A 16,848-nucleotide genomic window follows, 5' to 3' on the forward strand; every position below is an offset into this window, starting at 1 on the left:
TTTTGATTCTGTGCAATTTATAGATACTAAATCGAATCCAGCTACTGCAAGGCAACCTAGCAAGCAAATTTTTATATAGTTTATTTCGATATGCACTCTTCTCATCACAAAAGAATATTTATTTGCACTAAAATCTTAACTGACAATAACTTCAGACTATTTTTGCTGTTTACTTATGGGAAATTGTAGCAGGACGTTTGCTCTATCTGTATGTAGAAGAGAAAATTTTCATCATCCGCCTCTGGGAGCTTCAGCAAATAAAACGACTCTTCCTCTATCTGTATGGAGAACAGAAAAATTCTATCATCCACCTTCGGGAGCTTCAGCAAATAAAACGACTTTTGCTCTAGACCTATGAGAAAGAGAAAAATTTTCATCATCCGCCTCTGAGAGCTTCAGCAAATGAAACGACTCTTCCTCTATCCGCATAGGAAAATAGTCATCTAAAGATGACTCAATTATCTACGCCATCTTTTTGTATCGTAGTTAATTAATGTAACCTGATATAAGTTAGTTAAGACATTTATAAATGCTCAAACTCACTCAAGGATTACTTCTAATTCTTTACTCCCTACTCCCCACTCCCTACTCCCTACTCCCTAAAATATCAAATGACCCTTAATTTCCTCCAATAAATCTACTATTGATAAATCAGAAGGCAAAATTTTTGTAGCTACCTTGCTCAAGACTAAATTTAGATTTTCTACTGTCATATTTTTGGGTAATTTATAATCAGAATATTCCAACACTAATATAGAAGGTTTTCTAACTATTTGGTCTAAATTAGATAATGCTTTATCCAAACCAGGCGGTAAATTTCCCCGCAAACAAATTAATAGTAAATCCACACTCTGATTTTTCAATTGTGACAAAACTTCAACCCAAGATTTAGCAATTAAACCTTTAAACCCAGAAGTTTGAATATACTGAACTAATACCTGTGTACTATCAATTGGTAATTTTGTTTGTTCACAATATTTCCAACTTTGATTAGCCACTTCTAAATCAGAAATAAAAGCAGGAAAAATAGGATAACTAAAAGTATTATCTTCTAAGTCTCTCCCCTTTTGTTCAGGAGTAAAATTTGAGAAATTAACAACAGCTTCCTCAGGCAAAACATCTGTTAAAGGTACTGTAAAATCTTTAATATTTGCCACATCCATAACTAATATAGTTGGCAGCCAGCTCATACCCGCAGCAATAGAAATTACTTGACACAACGCAGAGATTAAATATTCATAATCAAGTTTTGTTTCTGTTAAATTATTGTCATTTTTTTCAAAAGCTAAACAAGGAAAAACAGACAATTCTTTCACTTGATTAGCCACTTGAGTAGTTTCAGAATCTAGAGTTACTAAAGGAATAGCTGTTAAAGTAGAATATTGACTGAGTTTATTAATAAATTTAACTGGACTTACTGAATTACTAACTTTTTCGATAAGAATGACATTAGGCTGCCAAATCTTAGCAAGTAAATTTGCTTGAGCTAAATCATCTGCTTCTATTACTGTGTATTCTCCAGGCAGAGAAAGGAACTTATCTTCATAAATATGATTTTCTTCTGTAGACTGCTGAAACTCATATTTACCTGGAACTAAGTGCATAATTACTAACTTTTGATAATGATTTTGTGCTTTTGAATCAGGAAATTCTGCCAGTACTTCTTCTAATTCTAATTGTTCCACAGGTAAACTTAAAAACTTATTTGCACCATTATTTATCGCTCGTTCTTTATCCCCTCTAGTTGCAGTTATTACTACAGGAATCTGACAAGTATCAACATCCGTTTTCAGCAGAGTTAATACATCCCAACCTGATAAAAGAGGCAGTAATGGATTAAGAAATATAAATTTTGGTTGTAATTTTCGCGCCTTTTCCACCGCTTCTGTGCCAGAACGTGCAATAACAACTCGATAACCTAAACCTGTTAATTTATTTGTTAAATCTTCAATAAATCGTGGCACTGCTTCAACAATTAAAACTAAACGAGATGAATAATTAATAACAGGTACTTGGTAATTATTAACAGGTAACTTATTATATTTTTTTGTACCAACTTCACTTTCCTGAGTAGGAATTAATCCTTGTTCTTTGAGATAATCATTTGTTTCCCATCCTTCAGTTCCTAAATCTTTTTGAGGCGGACTTGGTGGCAAAATTAACGTAAACTCACTTCCTTTACCTTCCTGAGAAATAAACGTAACATCCCCACCATGTAAACGAGCTAAACGTTGAGTTAATACTAAACCTAAACCAGTTCCTTCAAACTGACGAGTCAGAGGATTTTCTAATTGTTGAAACTTCTGAAAAATCAAATGTTGCTTGTCTGCTGGAATACCAATGCCACAGTCCCAAACTGTAAAAGTTATCCACTTTTCCCATTTAGCTACTTTCAATCCCATCTTGCCATCTGCTGAAGTAAACTTCAAAGCATTAGATAACAAATTTACCAACATCTGACGCAAACGTAATTCATCTGCAATAAAAGTATTTAAACCAGATTCTATTTCCAATGTATACTTTGCTTTTAAAAAATCAGGTAGTGAGGAAGAATATGAATCTTGAGGATTTTTATTCTGAAGTTGTAAAGCTTCTTGAAAAGCAAGATCGCAAACTTTCTGAATCTCCACAGGTTGAGAGTTCAACTCCATCTGGCCTGTTTCCATGTGAGTCAAATCTAGAATATCATTAACTACAGCCATTAAATGACGACCACTTTGATGAATTAGTTGAGCATAACGAGCTTGACGTTCATTAAGAGTCCCCAGAGCTTGCTCCTTCAACAAACTAGATAAACCCAATACAGCGGTTAACGGCGTTTTCAACTCATGGCTAATACAAGCCAAAAATTCGTCCTTAAGTCGATTAAGCTGAATCAAATCAGCATTTTTAGCTTCCAACTCCTTCGCTATCAAGCGTTGCTCCGTGACATCCTGAGCTAAAATTAATGTCAAGTCAAATAGTGGTTGACTAGTAAACTTCCATACTCGTTCCTGGCCATTTTCTTGCGGACAGGTACAAAGGTAGGTATTTGGTTGAGTGTAATAACAAAAGCTAGAAGCAGAATTTAACTCTGGTAATTTTGCTCGTTCTTGTAAAAGGGTTGTAGGAGAAAATCTCCAATTAGTTGTAGCTGGACATGATAATGTAATCATATCTTTCACTACTGTTAGAGAATCTGGTATTTCTACTCTTGTGGGCTGTTGTTTGATATTTTTGGTAGATAAACTTACTACGGCATCCGCAATTTCCATCAAATCAGATTCTTTTGTTATCTGAGAACGCCATGCCAGATTTTGCTTAATAATTTCGCCGTCATTGCTCTGTAACATTAGAGGTAGAGGCAGTTTTTCTAAAAGTTCTATTAGTGAATAGAGGTAGGAAGAAGTCTCTGCTGTTGCCTGGGGTTGCAAATTTTCCTTGGCAGCAGGTGTAGGTAAAAAATTCCCAGATGTTTTTAGAACATTTTCTGGAGCAGAGATACAACTTTTTCTACTTAATTCTGCCTCTCGATCTTGATTTATGGCAATAAATTCTAGTAGACGCAAGGTATTTAGCAACCCTAAAAATTTACCTTCCTTGTCTACCACTGCAATAGGTGTACTAGGAGATGCAAGGTCTAAAGTATCAGATTCTTGATTAATTTGCCCTTCTGATTGTGCCTGGAGATATGGCCATAGCTTAGTAATAGGTAAATCTGCTGATAAAACTCTCAGACTATTGAGTGTGAAAGAACTTACTTCAGATAGAGGTTGTTGCCAATTCAAAATTAGAGCATGATTTTGAGAAGGTTGAGTTTCAGACTTTAAATCTATATCGGGAATTAAATTATGTAAGTAAATTAGTCCTAGTGGTTGGTGCTGATGATTTACTACTACTAACTCATTGTATTTTTCTTTACAGAGAATTGACCATACTACCTGCAAATTTTCTGTGTGTAAGCAGATTGGTATAAAAGATATAAATTTTTTTAAAGTAGTGTAGGCCATTGACATGACAGTTAGAGCATATAATATGCTGAGAGTAAGTTCATTAGCGATGAGCTTATTTTGACTAACCTAACTATAATTTAGGCCATTATTACTAAACTCAATTATCGCCACATTTATCTACAAGATTATTAAAAACACCTACATTAACACTTGCTAGGAAACTTCTCTATAATTTATGGTTAGTTAAAATCTTGATACTGATTGGTGAGAACGACAGAAATAAATGCTTTTTACACGGATACCATTCCGTTAAGCTGGTGCTATGTTAAAGATATTCTTGGGTTGGAAAATTAAATATAATTTGAGAAATATTATTCATAATCAATCTATATTCCTTATTCCTTATTCCTTATGCTATCTTCCTGACAAAGAAAATATAGAGGCAGTCTATGTTAATATTTGTTAAAATTTGTCTTTAGATGTTTAATATAATAAATTTGTAATGGAGATTTCTCAGATTACATATTCTAGTGCTAACCAAGATTTAGCTACTGTTCCTAAAACTTTGCCTACTCAAATATCTGTCTGTGTATACCTATATGATGATCGATTTGCTCATTCAGTAACGAAATTACTGAGTAGCGATCGCTATCTTGTGGCACTGACTAATTCTTCCAGAGAATTTTTCCAGCTTGTTGAGGAAAATAATAACATAGATTGTCTGATATTCCAAGAATATTCTGAACTAACTTCTTTGATTGAGAAGTTACAGGATAAATCAATTTTACTACCTGCTGTAATTATCAAACAACTTAAATCTGAAAGCGATCATAAAAATCATAGTTTAGCTAATACTAATTTTACTAAATCCCAGGAACAGCATAACGATTCAAGTTTTATTTACCACGAAGCAGAAGTTTCATTATTAATTGAACAACTAAGCCAAATTGATTTTTATATTGGGCAGTCAATTCAAAAATTTCTGAAACTTTCTCTCAGTAATTCTTCAACAGATAAATCTCAAAAATCTAGTCAAATTGCCGATGAGAATACCAAAAATTCACTCAATCAACAACAACGTAGACTATCTGAAAAATTAAGAGAAAGATTAGGATACCTAGGTGTGTATTACAAAAGGAATCCCACAAATTTCATTAGAAATATGCCTCCAGAGGAGCGCCGTAAGTTTTTAGATCAACTTAATTTAGAGTATCGTCACATTGTTCTCAAATATTTTTCTAAAGATAATTCCGTCAACAATCAAATAGATGAGTTTGTCAATTTATGTTTTTTCTCAGATATTCCTGTAACACAAATTGTAGAAATTCACATGGACTTAATGGATGAATTTTCCAAACAATTACAGTTAGAAGGACGTAGTGAGGAAATATTACTAGATTACCGATTAACTCTTATAGATACAATAGCACACCTATGTGAAATGTACCGACGTTCTATTCCTAGAGAATCTTAAAAACTTGAAATTATAAAATAATAATTAACTAGCTCAATATTGTAGCACTGCAATGATACTCTAAATATTCATGAAAAGTAAGTGTAAAGTGCATAAATATATAGGTAAGCTTAAGAACTTTTAATAGACATACTAGGTAAAGTATTCTTGATTAAAAATTTTATTTTACAAATAGATAATGTAGCTTTAATAAAATTTAAAACTTTTACATTATCAAATATATTTCAATGAATAAATGAACCTTCAAATTGAACAAGGGAATTGGGTAGAGGAACCGTCGAATTTGGAACCTATGGGAGTTGGGGCAATTGAGGTGGGGATTAAACTCCACCCAGATTGATTAATCTAAAGATGAGCCGTGGAATATTAAACCCAATAGTGAACAGGGGTAGACGAAAGTAACTATCCCTTATTCCCTGCTAACCTCTACCTTAGGAGAACAAAAAATATAATTTTTTTTAATAGTAAAATTTAAACATAGTTAAAAACTCTGTTCATCAAGAAAAAACTCTTCAAACAGCCAAAAATCACTAGAGAATAACTATGAGTCCCCTGAAGAAAACCTACGTGTTAAAGTTGTACGTTGCTGGAAATACTCCTAATTCTGTGCGAGCGCTAAAGACACTCAAAGAAATCCTTGAGCAAGAATTTCAAGGAGTTTATGCCCTTAAAGTCATAGATGTACTAAAAAATCCTCAATTAGCAGAAGAGGATAAAATATTGGCCACACCAACTTTGTCAAAAATATTGCCCCCACCTGTGAGAAAAATAATTGGGGATCTTTCAGATAGAGAAAAGGTATTAATTGGATTAGATCTACTTTATGAGGAACTCAATGAAGACGAATTTAATCTCTAAAATGAACTTATTGATACAATTAACATAAAAAATTTTAGTATTTTGTGATATAAGTATTCTGGACATAGTCGCCATTTTCATTTAGGTATGGCATTTAACGAAGTCAGAAGTCAGAAGTCAGAAGTCAGAAGTTAACCCACCCCTACTGCCTCCCAGGAGGGGAAATAGGGGATTTGAGCAACTCTCCAAAAATATTTCGCCTTAAAAAGCGGGGTTCTAGACCCATATTATTTTTTTTGATCAACTTTTGCCTGAAGACAAAAGCCAGAGAGCACATTTCTCTATAATCCTACCAAAATTAAAAACGCCGTACATAATGATGCGACAATCCTGATATATGTAGATATACTTATATATTTGTGGATAGCTAAAATTTTTTTAATATTCCAAAGATAAAAATATGAATGAAAATAGTGAACCTATTAAAAGAGATGGAATAGCAACAGTAGGAGTTGAGAAGATTCGGACTATGATTGAGGGGTTCGACGACATCAGTCATGGGGGTATGCCAGTTGGCAGGACTACATTAGTAAGTGGTACATCTGGAACTGGTAAGACATTGCTTGCTATTCAGTTTCTTTATAATGGAATTATCTATTTTGATGAACCAGGAGTATTTGTAACCTTTGAAGAATCTCCCCACGATATTATTAAAAACGCCTACAGTTTTGGTTGGAATTTACAGAAATTAGTTAATGATGGGAAATTATTTATATTAGACGCTTCTCCCGATCCAGAGGGGCAAGATATAGTAGGAAATTTTGATTTATCTGCCTTAATAGAAAGAATTCAATATGCCATTCGTAAATACAAAGCAAGAAGAGTTTCTATTGATTCAGTAACTGCTGTATTTCAACAATATGATGCTGCTTCTGTAGTCAGAAGAGAAATATTTCGTTTAGTTGCCCGACTCAAACAAGTTGGTGCAACTACAATTATGACTACTGAAAGAGTAGAAGAATATGGTCCAGTAGCCAGATTTGGAGTAGAAGAATTTGTCTCGGATAATGTTGTTATAGTTCGTAATGCTCTAGAAGGCGAGCGTAGAAGGCGAACCATGGAAATCTTAAAACTTAGGGGGACAACCCACATGAAGGGGGAATATCCATTTACGATTACTAATGATGGTGTAAATATATTCCCACTAGGAGCAATGCGACTGACTCAACGTTCTTCAAATGTTAGAGTTTCCTCTGGAGATGAAGTTCTAGATAAAATGTGTGGAGGTGGTTTCTTTAAAGATTCAATCATATTAGCAACTGGAGCTACAGGTACAGGAAAAACTCTTTTAGTAAGTAAATTCTTAGAAAATGGTTGTACAAATAATGAACCTGCGATGCTTTTTGCTTATGAAGAATCTCGTGCTCAATTATTTCGTAATGCCTATTCTTGGGGTATAGATTTTGAAGAATTAGAAAAAAAGGGATTATTAAGAATCTTGTGTAGCTACCCAGAATCAGCAGGTTTAGAAGACCACTTACAAATTATTAAATCAGAAATTGCCAACTTTAAACCTTCTAGAATAGCTATTGATTCTCTATCTGCTTTAGCAAGAGGAGTAAGTAATAATGCTTTTAGACAATTTGTGATTGGGGTAACTGGTTTTGCCAAGCAAGAAGAAATAACAGGATTTTTTACTAATACGACCGATCAATTTATGGGGTCTCATTCTATTACGAATACTCATATTTCGACTATTACCGATACAATCATAATGCTACAGTATGTGGAAATTCGTGGTGAAATGTCCCGCGCTATTAATGTCTTCAAAATGCGTGGTTCATGGCATGATAAAGGAATTAGAGAATATACAATAACATCAAATGGTCCTGATATCAAAGATTCCTTCCGTAGCTATGAAAGAATTATTAGTGGTTCTCCCACTAGAATTGTAGTTAACGAGAAAAGTGAATTATCTAGAATAATACAGGGAGTTCAAGAGAAGGTACCAGAAGAATAGGATAGAATTTCAACAATTAATAATTAACTATTAACTTTACCTTTCATTGCATTGAAAAGAAGAGGGTTTACTAAAAGGAAAAATTTTTCTTGTTTGCTGCTTGTAGAGTGACAGTCCGTGGCGTAGCTAGGCAGAAGCTTTAAACCTTGATTGTCCGGTAAAATAAAATTTGGTATGGCGATCGCCTTTGTGGAAATCAAAAGTAATAAGTACCTCAACAAATATATCCATTTTCATTTTCATTAAGAATGGGACTTTCACTTCAAAGTAGATATGCTGAAATCAGAAGTTGTCTGAAATCGTCGAAGTTGTCTAGTCCACTAAAGTCAAAACTAATATAGCCAACATTTTACAGAGACCGGCAGAAAAGGAGAAAATCAATCAAAAAGGTATAAATTAGAGTTAAATTGGAATTTCAAAAATGATTACCATAACAATAACAAATACCTAGACTTATTTTATGGGCGGTACTGGATTTGAACCAGTGACATCCTGCTTGTAAGGCAGGCGCTCTACCGCTGAGCTAACCGCCCAACTTTTATAAGTATAACACATCTTACTAAATATGCAAGTAAAAAAAAGTATCTTTTATCTGCTAAGTTTGATAAATATATTCTGCATTTTTTGGCCTAGATTAAATCTGCTATGCCCAGTGGCCACACCCATGACCGAATAACCTTGTGGAGTTTACCCATAGTAACAAGTTTAAGCTTTGGGTTAATTCAGAGTACCCATTTAACGTTATTTATTTCTGGGGGTTTTTTGTTCAGTGGGCTAATGTTTGGCCCTGATCTGGACATTAATTCTCGGCAATTTCAACGATGGGGTTGGTTTAAGTGGCTTTGGCGACCCTACCAAACCAGTCTGAATCATCGCTCCTTTTTATCTCACGGACCGATAATTGGTACTGCAATACGATTGCTATATCTTTTAACATGGTTGGGAGTGGTGGTTGTATTTGGTTTTATTATAGATGAATTACTGGGGCTGGAATGGAGTATTTTAGCGTTTGTTGAAAGCTTGTGGCGATCACTTTCTCTACATTATCAAGAAGTAATTGCTTTATTAGTGGGTCTAGAACTTGGTGCAATGAGTCATTCTGTTAGTGACTGGAGTAGTTCAGCTTATAAACGTTTCAAAACTAAAGGTCTATCTAGCTTAATTCCCAAGGTCAAACCTCAGAAACACCGACGTAAGTCCACTCCCGGTAAATCAACTTCCCCAAAAGTCGTTCCTCCTAGAAGTCGTCGTACTCAGAAATAAAATTAGTTGACTCAAGAAGTTAGAAGCAGAAAATTAGCTTGAATAGTTAAGCAATATTTAGGGTTTGCTGAACAGGGCAAACGCATCTAAATTCTGGAAGCTTCTGCCGTTAAGCTTTAGAGAAGAAATAAGTATAAATACTCAAAAGTCTGGCATCTTTACCCTGTCAGAACTTCAAAATAAGATGCGTTTGCCGTGGGTTTGCTGAATAAATCTGAAAACGGTTGATTTGTTATTTGAATAAATGATGATAATTTGTTATGATCATTATTTATTCAACTATAAGTTGATAAGTTGAGGCGATCACTCCTTGTACAGTTCTATTTTAGATATTTGTAGTTCATTCATTTGAAAAGCGCTGTAATATCATGTCCGGTTATATACCTAAACTTTGATGAAAGGGAGACAGAGAAAAGAAGTTATCAGGAAGAAGGGTTCCCTCTAATTATGACGTAATTTTATACACTAACGATGCTACCAGAGATGATATAATTTATCCAGAGCTAACCTTAACTAAGGAGAACGCGATCGCGACCTTTAATTTTAGCTTGATAAAGTGCTCGATCTGCTTCATAAATTAATGCTAATGCTTCTCGTGATCCACCCAATTGAGGTACAGTTGTGGTGAGTCCTAAACTTAAAGTTACAACTTTTGAGGTAACAGAAGCTTGATGAATAATATTTAATGACTTGACATGAGAACACGAATTTGTTCAGCTACAGAAACAGCATCAATAGCATTTATCTTGGGTAAAACTATAGCAAATTCTTCTCCTCCATAACGAGCTACTAAATTTTCCTTATTTGTTTGAAGTGACATTTGAACAGCTTGATTGATTGCCAAAGCTACTTGTTTGAGACATTGATCTCCAGCTTGATGACCATAAGTGTCATTGTAACTTTTAAAACAATCAATATCTGCCATGATGACGGAGATAGAGTTCTGTCCTTTAGACATTTGTAACCACTGTTAAGCTAGATATTCGTCAAATGTTCTACCATTAGCAACTTGAGTCAAGGCATCTAAAGAAGCTTGAAGCTCTAATTCTTGGTGAGCTTTCTCCAATTCTTGATAAAGTTCATGGAGTAAATTACTGGCCAATTGATGAATATGACATTGAGCTATCAGCAGATGATGGACATCTAAAATTCTGTAGACATAGGGTTCGATTTCAACCACAATTAGTTCATAAGCTTGGTTAGTTGGTCTTTGTAAAGCGGTACTACTAGCTTCTACAACTGTAGTATTGCCAGGCATAAGCAAAAAATCTGTATAAGCGAATTCATACAAAGTCTTTAAAGACCTTTTCAAAAATAGTTCTCGTCCAAAAAGGCAACTCAGAGACTCCAAAAACCGCTGTCGGGAAATCATTCCTGAGATATGTCCCTCTTAAGTTAAGATTATTCCTGGCAATCTTGGTTCAGCTTCCAGTCTCAAAGCAGCTACTTCTCCTGATTGATTACTATCAACATAAATTTTGTACAGTTAACTCCTGAAAAGTTTTTGGCAGGGAGTTTTCAAGAGGTGTTAAGATCAAGGACTTAAAGCTAGATAAGTTAACCATAAAACTTAAATATTATTTATTTGTCGAAAGAAATTGTATATACCTAGAGAGGCTAATTATTCTAGATTACTTTAGTATATACTCACATTGTAAATATTATGTATAGTTATTTAAAAAATTAATATCGATCCCTAGGCGATTATTGAACCAAAGAAAATACTTAGGAAAAAAAGTTTAAAGAGTAAATCTAAAGTAAATATAAAGATGGCATCAACGCTGACAAATCAGTTGAATAATGCTTTCACCCTCTTTCTTAGTTTATTGGTAGAAGCAATACCATTTTTACTGTTGGGGGTGATTTTATCCGGAATATTACAGTGGTTTATTGATGAACGTAAATTAATTACATATCTGCCTAAAAACCCTCTTTTAGGAGCATTTGTCGGTAGTTTAGTTGGTTTTTTGTTCCCGGTATGTGAATGTGGTAATGTTCCGGTTGCTCGACGTTTATTACTACAAGGTGTGCCAGTTTCAGTAGCAATTGGTTTTTTATTGGCAGCTCCAACAGTAAATCCCATAGTAATCTGGGCCACTTGGACTGCTTTTAGAGACCAACCAGAAATAGTGGTGTTACGAGTGGTATTTTCTCTAGCAATAGCAACAATTATTGGTTGGGTATTCAGCGTACAAAAGGATATGCGACCATTATTGCAACCTAAAACTGCTCGTCTATTGCCTAGACCTCAACAGTCAGTTTCTCAAAAAGTTGAAACTTCTCCTCTTTTACAGTCAGGAACATTTTTTCTAGGTCAATCTACCACGTCTATGCCCCTGGAGTCTATCCCACTTTGGCAAGTAGAAGCTAGTACTATTAATCAAAGTCCACTAGGTGTGAGTAGTCAAACCACTTCTAACAAAGATATGAGTTGGAAATCTCTGTTCGTTGCACCTGATCGACAGCGACTTTTATCTTTGTTAAATAGTATGGTGCAAGAGTTACAAGACTTAGGTGGAGTGTTAGTTATTGGTAGCGCGATCGCTGCAATGATTCAGGTTGCTGCACCCCGTGAATTTATTCTGAGTCTTGGTCAGAGTCCTATTAGTTCAATTATTGCTATGCTGACTTTGGCAGCAGTGGTTTCTATTTGTTCGACTGTGGATGCTTTTTTTGCTTTGTCATTTGCTGCAACTTTTACCAGTGGTTCCCTATTAGCTTTTTTGGTTTTTGGACCGATGATTGATATCAAAGCTGTTGGTTTATTATTATCAGTATTTCGGTCGCGGGTTGTAATTTATTTAATGGTATTGGCAGCACAATTAACATTTATTATGGCTTTGATTGTGAATTTATATTTGAGTTAAATTAACTTATAGCAGGGAACAGGGAACAGTCAACAGGCAACAGTAGGAGTAGGAGTAGGAAAATTCTCTGTCTAAGCTTGATCATTAGCATAAGTAAAACATCAACAATAAAACACCAACTCGTTCCTTGCTATATTATTCACATAAGTGGGGCAATTTTAATCAAGGGAACAGGGAACAGGCAACAGTAGGATTAGGAGCAGGAAAATTCTCTGTCTAAGCTTGATCATTAGCATAAGTAAAACATCAACAATAAAACACCAACTCGTTCCTTGCTATATTATTCACATAAGTGGGGCAATTTTAATCAGATGAAAGTTTACAAGTCACTTTTTTCCCTACTCAAAAAATATAGTTCTTGGATAGATGCTATAGCAATTTTTGTTTGGGGTTTTATGTTATTGCATTATTGGATGACAAGCAAGTTATACATATTAATTCATCCTCGTTATTTTGGTTTAACAGTGGGAGCTGGAATTGCTTTACTCTTATTAGGTGGATTGAAAATTTTAGAGTTATGGAGTATTAGCAAAAGTCAAAGATTTAAGAGACAATCAAAACAAGTATTAACCAGTATTGAAAATCAGCATATTAATCTTTTCCCTCCTGGTTGGAGTAGTGGTTTATTATTAATATCAGCTCTACTGGCATTGATGATTACTCCTCAAGTTTTTGCTAGTCAAACAGCATTACAAAGAGGTTTAACAGAATCTTTACCAGTGACTAGAACTCAACCTCAAGAATTTCGTAGTGGTACTAAACCAGAAGAGCGATCACTGATTGAATGGATTAGAATTTTAAATGTTTATCCAGAACCAGATGCTTATAATGAGCAAAAAGTTGAAGTAACTGGGTTTGTAATTTATCCTCCTGGATTATCTGAGCAATATTTTTGGATATCTAGATTTATTTTGACTTGTTGTGCTGCTGATGCTTATCCAGTAGGATTACCAGTTAAATTACCAGAAGGCAGAAGTCGGAGTAAATATCCTCAAGATGGTTGGTTGAAAGTTGAAGGTAAAATGATTACTGATGAGCTGAATAGTCAACGTAAACTAACAATTTCGCCATCTAAGATTGAACCAATTCCTAAGCCGAAAAATCCTTATGATTATTGAAGAAGGAAGAAGGAAGAAGTGGACGGAGACTCAAACCACAAGAAATTTTAAACACTATGTAGACGGTGGGATATTAAACTCAAAAGAAAAAGATAATATTATCTCCGCTTAATCATAGATATCACAAATAATCCTCTATAAATATTAAGAATAAGTCTTCAAACGGTAGTAAACACTATTATGATTAAGCACAATTTTCAACTCGTCCGAAACTTTTATCAAAATAATTGGGTTGCGCAACCCCACCTTTTAAGGCGAAATATTTTTTTAGGGTTGCTCAAAATCCCTGTAACAAAAATAACTTCTGATTTATGACTTCTGACTTCCTTCTTTAACTGTGGGGTATAAAGGAAAAATAAATGGTAAATTTAAGAAAAAAAATTAATCATCTATTTCGCGAAAATCAAGACATTCTTTTAGAGGAATTACGACAACCTTTGGACAGAGTTGCTATTACTTTGATTCTCGGCTTAACGGTGTTAATTTGTCTGTTATTTGTGAGTGGTGGAAGTACAACTCCAAAAGTTAAAGACTTTAGCTGGCAAGACAAAAAAATAGGAGCTGAAGATACAGCTTTTATACTAAATTTTAATCGACCCATGAACCATGCAAGTGTTGAAAAAAATTTAACAATAGAACCACCTTTACCAGGAAAAGTGAGTTGGGCGGGTCGTAGAATGGCTTATACAATTTTAGAACCTGCTCCCTATGGTAATCAGTATAAAGTGAAATTATCAGGGGCAAAAGAAAAGTTTTATGGCTTGGATCAAGGGGAGGTAATGCAGCCTTTTCAAGGTCTATTTAGAAGTCGCGATCGCGCATTTGCTTATATAGGTTTTCAAGGAGAGGAAAAAGGCAGATTAATCTTAATTAATTTAACTAAAAAGCAACGGCCTATAATACTAAGTCCGAAAAATTTAGAAGTAATGGACTTTAAATTTTTTCCCCAAGGTGAAAAGATTTTATTTTCGGCAGTTGAAAAGCAAAATGAAGTTCCGACTCTGATAGAACAACAAATATATACTGTGACAACTGGGATTAATTTTACTCCTGGAGATTCCCAATTAAAATCATTAGAAGCTGCAGGTAAAATTGAAAAAGTTCTTGATAATTTAGAATACCAAAACTTGAAATTTGATTTATCTGCTGATGGTCAAAAAATTGTCATTCAACGGGTAAATAGAAAAGATGTTTTTGATTCCGGTCCGTGGGTATTAGAATTAGAAAAAGAAGCACAACCTTTAACAAATAAAGATGGAATAATTCAAAAAGGTGGAGACTTTTTAATTACCCCAGATAGCAAAAGTTTAGTAATTTTACAAGGAGAAGGAACCTCCATTTTACCAATAAATCCAGAAACAGATTCAGAGGATTTAATATTCTTACCAAAATTTGGAACAGTATTGAATTTTTCTCCTGATGGCTCCATGGCAACCATGGTAAAATATAATCAAGATGGGACGCGATCGCTTTATATTGTGACTAATCAAGGTCAGGAGCGAGAGGTATTAAGAACTCGTCCTTATGGTAATATTCTCAGTGCAGAATTTGACCCGAATAAAAGAATTCTTTATTGTTTATTAACTCAAGTAGTAGAGAAGGAAGAAGAATATCAAGAACAACCTTATATCGCAGCATTTTATCTTAAGAGAAATTTGTTAAGACCTTTGGTTATTTTGCCAAACCAACAGGAAGTTAATATGGATTTATCACCAGATGGTTTAGCATTATTATTTGACCAAATGGTGACAATATCAAATCAAGAAGAACAAGAACAAGAAAATACAAAAAACACTAGAAAAATTAGTCGTTTATGGATGTTACCTTTAGACTCAAAAATGCCAGAAGATGATTCCCAGTGGCAACTTAAACCAGAAGAGTTGCCTCTAACTGGTATTCATCCTAAGTGGTTGCCTTAGCTATTCTATTTATATTAAGTCAGGTACATCAGTAATTTTGAAGAAAAAGTCAGAATTCAGTAGTCAGAAAAATGCGGTCGATGGAGATTCTCACCTCACCAAGCGTATTTGCAGCGTCTAGACGGTGGGGTATTAAACCCATAAGGGATAAAGATAAAGCTCAATTTAACAACTAATAATTAACAATTAATAATTATTCGGTCAGGAAGAAGGAAGAAGATTTAAAATCAAGAAAAAGTAGATATTACCTAAGTTTTTACACCAACGATACCAAAGGACATGATATTATACCAATTTGATAAATATTTGCTACAAATAACTAGGTTATTTCTTAGAATTAAACCCACCCCTAACCTCTCCCAGGAGGGGAAGTTACCGAGTCATAATTAATAGCTTTAATACTATTTATTAGGTTGTAATTTATCTTTTTCGTCCAAGGGGCATCTCCTTTAAAGCCTTTGAACTGCCCAAATTAATTCGTAACATTCTTTTCCCAAATTGGTATTATCAATTTTTTCCCTAGAGTGATACCTACTCCTGCGATATAAAATTAACCCTTATTGTTAATGTGAAAATTAACTTGTAACTCTGTACTTAACTCACCTAAATAAGTTAACAACCCATAAATAAAAACCACACATCCCATCATTTCCATTACTTCTTCTACGGTGGCTAACATTGCGTAAACTAAATTCTGCTGACCATCAATTCCATCATAGTAACTTCCGACCATTTCCATACCCAATGCACCACCCACATATAAACTAATAGCAATTAAGAAATATCGACGCAGTTGGTTTGGTAAATAGAGTATAAATTTCCAATATTTCCAGATAAAAATTACTACTAAAACTGTTCCAGGAATTACCCACACTGAATGCCATAAACTGGGAAGATTTAGAGTATCTGCTAAGTCATCAATAATCAAAATTTCATGGATACTAGCTACTTCGTCAAGTGCTAATAGAAAGAAGATAATTGAGAGAATTTGCCACTTTCGCCAGAAACGCTCAGACTGTGATTTTTTTATTGCAAAAATTCCGCGAATAATTAATCCACAAGATATTAACATTAAAGCTGAATACCAAGTTGGAATATTCATTTCCCGGTCGAGATTAAATAATCTTGTCCAGGGTTCGCGGTAATCAAAAATGTATTTACCTATTTGAATGGCGATGCTGCATATAGTTAAAAATATCACGCCAAAAGTTAAGTATTTAGCAATTTTAAAGGGAGAAATTGTGATTTGAAATTTCATTTACAGTAGTTTTGGGAGAATAGGGAATAGGGATGAAGATTATACCTCACTATCTTAAAACCCACATTCCGCACGACAAAATGTAGTATGCAAAGATGGTAAAAGTTGAGTAAGTATTTAGACTGATAGTATGGTGTAAGAAGCGATATAGCTGCCGCTAGGCTCCGCCAACGCAAATCATCAGTTGCCGGAACTTACC

The 16,848-nt window shown here is 34.4% G+C and carries 13 protein-coding genes and 1 tRNA gene; 8 read left to right on the top strand and 6 right to left on the bottom strand.

The window, feature by feature from the left end; all coding sequences use genetic code 11:
* Nucleotides 1-599 precede the first annotated feature (599 nt).
* Nucleotides 600-3,995: a hybrid sensor histidine kinase/response regulator gene (locus D5R40_RS22865; protein ID WP_124155261.1), complete on the bottom strand. Its 3,396-nt coding sequence runs from the start codon at nucleotides 3,993-3,995 to the stop codon at nucleotides 600-602.
* A 439-nt stretch (nucleotides 3,996-4,434) separates the two neighbouring features.
* Here D5R40_RS22865 and D5R40_RS22870 point away from each other — a divergent pair, with 439 nt between their 5' ends.
* The 3 genes from D5R40_RS22870 to kaiC all read left to right on the top strand — a co-directional run bounded on the left by D5R40_RS22870 (nucleotide 4,435) and on the right by kaiC (nucleotide 8,224).
* Nucleotides 4,435-5,406: a circadian clock protein KaiA gene (locus D5R40_RS22870; RefSeq protein WP_124147150.1), complete on the top strand. Its 972-nt coding sequence runs from the start codon at nucleotides 4,435-4,437 to the stop codon at nucleotides 5,404-5,406.
* A gap of 543 nt (nucleotides 5,407-5,949) precedes the next feature.
* Nucleotides 5,950-6,264: a circadian clock protein KaiB gene (gene kaiB / locus D5R40_RS22875; RefSeq protein WP_124155262.1), complete on the top strand. Its 315-nt coding sequence runs from the start codon at nucleotides 5,950-5,952 to the stop codon at nucleotides 6,262-6,264.
* 400 nt (nucleotides 6,265-6,664) lie between these two features.
* Nucleotides 6,665-8,224, top strand: a complete 1,560-nt coding sequence (gene kaiC / locus D5R40_RS22880; RefSeq protein WP_124155263.1) for a circadian clock protein KaiC — start codon at nucleotides 6,665-6,667, stop codon at nucleotides 8,222-8,224.
* Between the two features lie 461 nt (nucleotides 8,225-8,685).
* Here kaiC and D5R40_RS22885 read toward each other — a convergent pair.
* A tRNA-Val gene (locus tag D5R40_RS22885) sits at nucleotides 8,686-8,757 on the bottom strand.
* Between the two features lie 112 nt (nucleotides 8,758-8,869).
* Here D5R40_RS22885 and D5R40_RS22890 point away from each other — a divergent pair.
* Entirely contained in the window at nucleotides 8,870-9,487 is a 618-nt protein-coding gene (locus tag D5R40_RS22890; RefSeq protein ID WP_124147147.1) for a metal-binding protein, read from the top strand.
* 509 nt (nucleotides 9,488-9,996) lie between these two features.
* Here D5R40_RS22890 and D5R40_RS22895 read toward each other — a convergent pair.
* The 3 genes from D5R40_RS22895 to D5R40_RS22905 are packed head-to-tail and all read right to left on the bottom strand — an operon-like array spanning nucleotide 9,997 to nucleotide 10,745.
* The gene (locus D5R40_RS22895; RefSeq protein ID WP_124147146.1) at nucleotides 9,997-10,167 is read right to left on the bottom strand and encodes a nucleotidyl cyclase domain-containing protein; all 171 of its coding nucleotides are present in this window, start codon (nucleotides 10,165-10,167) and stop codon (nucleotides 9,997-9,999) included.
* A 2-nt stretch (nucleotides 10,168-10,169) separates the two neighbouring features.
* Complete coding sequence (locus tag D5R40_RS22900) at nucleotides 10,170-10,445, bottom strand: GGDEF domain-containing protein (RefSeq protein WP_124147145.1); 276 nt, start codon at nucleotides 10,443-10,445, stop codon at nucleotides 10,170-10,172.
* Between the two features lie 12 nt (nucleotides 10,446-10,457).
* On the bottom strand, nucleotides 10,458-10,745 hold the full coding sequence (locus D5R40_RS22905; protein ID WP_124147144.1) for a GGDEF domain-containing protein: 288 nt from the start codon (nucleotides 10,743-10,745) through the stop codon (nucleotides 10,458-10,460).
* A gap of 511 nt (nucleotides 10,746-11,256) precedes the next feature.
* On the opposite strand from D5R40_RS22905, the gene D5R40_RS22910 reads away from it, so the two are divergent.
* From D5R40_RS22910 to D5R40_RS22920, 4 genes are all read left to right on the top strand, one after another.
* On the top strand, nucleotides 11,257-12,354 hold the full coding sequence (locus D5R40_RS22910; RefSeq protein ID WP_124147143.1) for a permease: 1,098 nt from the start codon (nucleotides 11,257-11,259) through the stop codon (nucleotides 12,352-12,354).
* Between the two features lie 311 nt (nucleotides 12,355-12,665).
* The gene (locus D5R40_RS22915; protein WP_124147142.1) at nucleotides 12,666-13,472 is read left to right on the top strand and encodes a TIGR03943 family putative permease subunit; all 807 of its coding nucleotides are present in this window, start codon (nucleotides 12,666-12,668) and stop codon (nucleotides 13,470-13,472) included.
* On the top strand, nucleotides 13,462-13,584 hold the full coding sequence (locus tag D5R40_RS41375) for a hypothetical protein (RefSeq protein WP_282433659.1): 123 nt from the start codon (nucleotides 13,462-13,464) through the stop codon (nucleotides 13,582-13,584). Before D5R40_RS22915 ends, D5R40_RS41375 begins: the two co-directional genes overlap by 11 nt.
* Nucleotides 13,585-13,831: 247 nt before the next feature.
* Complete coding sequence (locus D5R40_RS22920) at nucleotides 13,832-15,391, top strand: TolB-like translocation protein (protein ID WP_124147141.1); 1,560 nt, start codon at nucleotides 13,832-13,834, stop codon at nucleotides 15,389-15,391.
* A gap of 550 nt (nucleotides 15,392-15,941) precedes the next feature.
* Here D5R40_RS22920 and D5R40_RS22925 read toward each other — a convergent pair.
* A complete protein-coding gene (locus D5R40_RS22925; protein WP_124147140.1) occupies nucleotides 15,942-16,649 on the bottom strand; it encodes a DUF8692 domain-containing protein in 708 nt (235 codons plus the stop codon).
* Nucleotides 16,650-16,848: the final 199 nt, after the last annotated feature.

Source organism: Okeania hirsuta, assembly GCF_003838195.1.
In the GTDB taxonomy this organism is placed as follows: Bacteria; Cyanobacteriota; Cyanobacteriia; order Cyanobacteriales; family Microcoleaceae; genus Okeania; species Okeania hirsuta.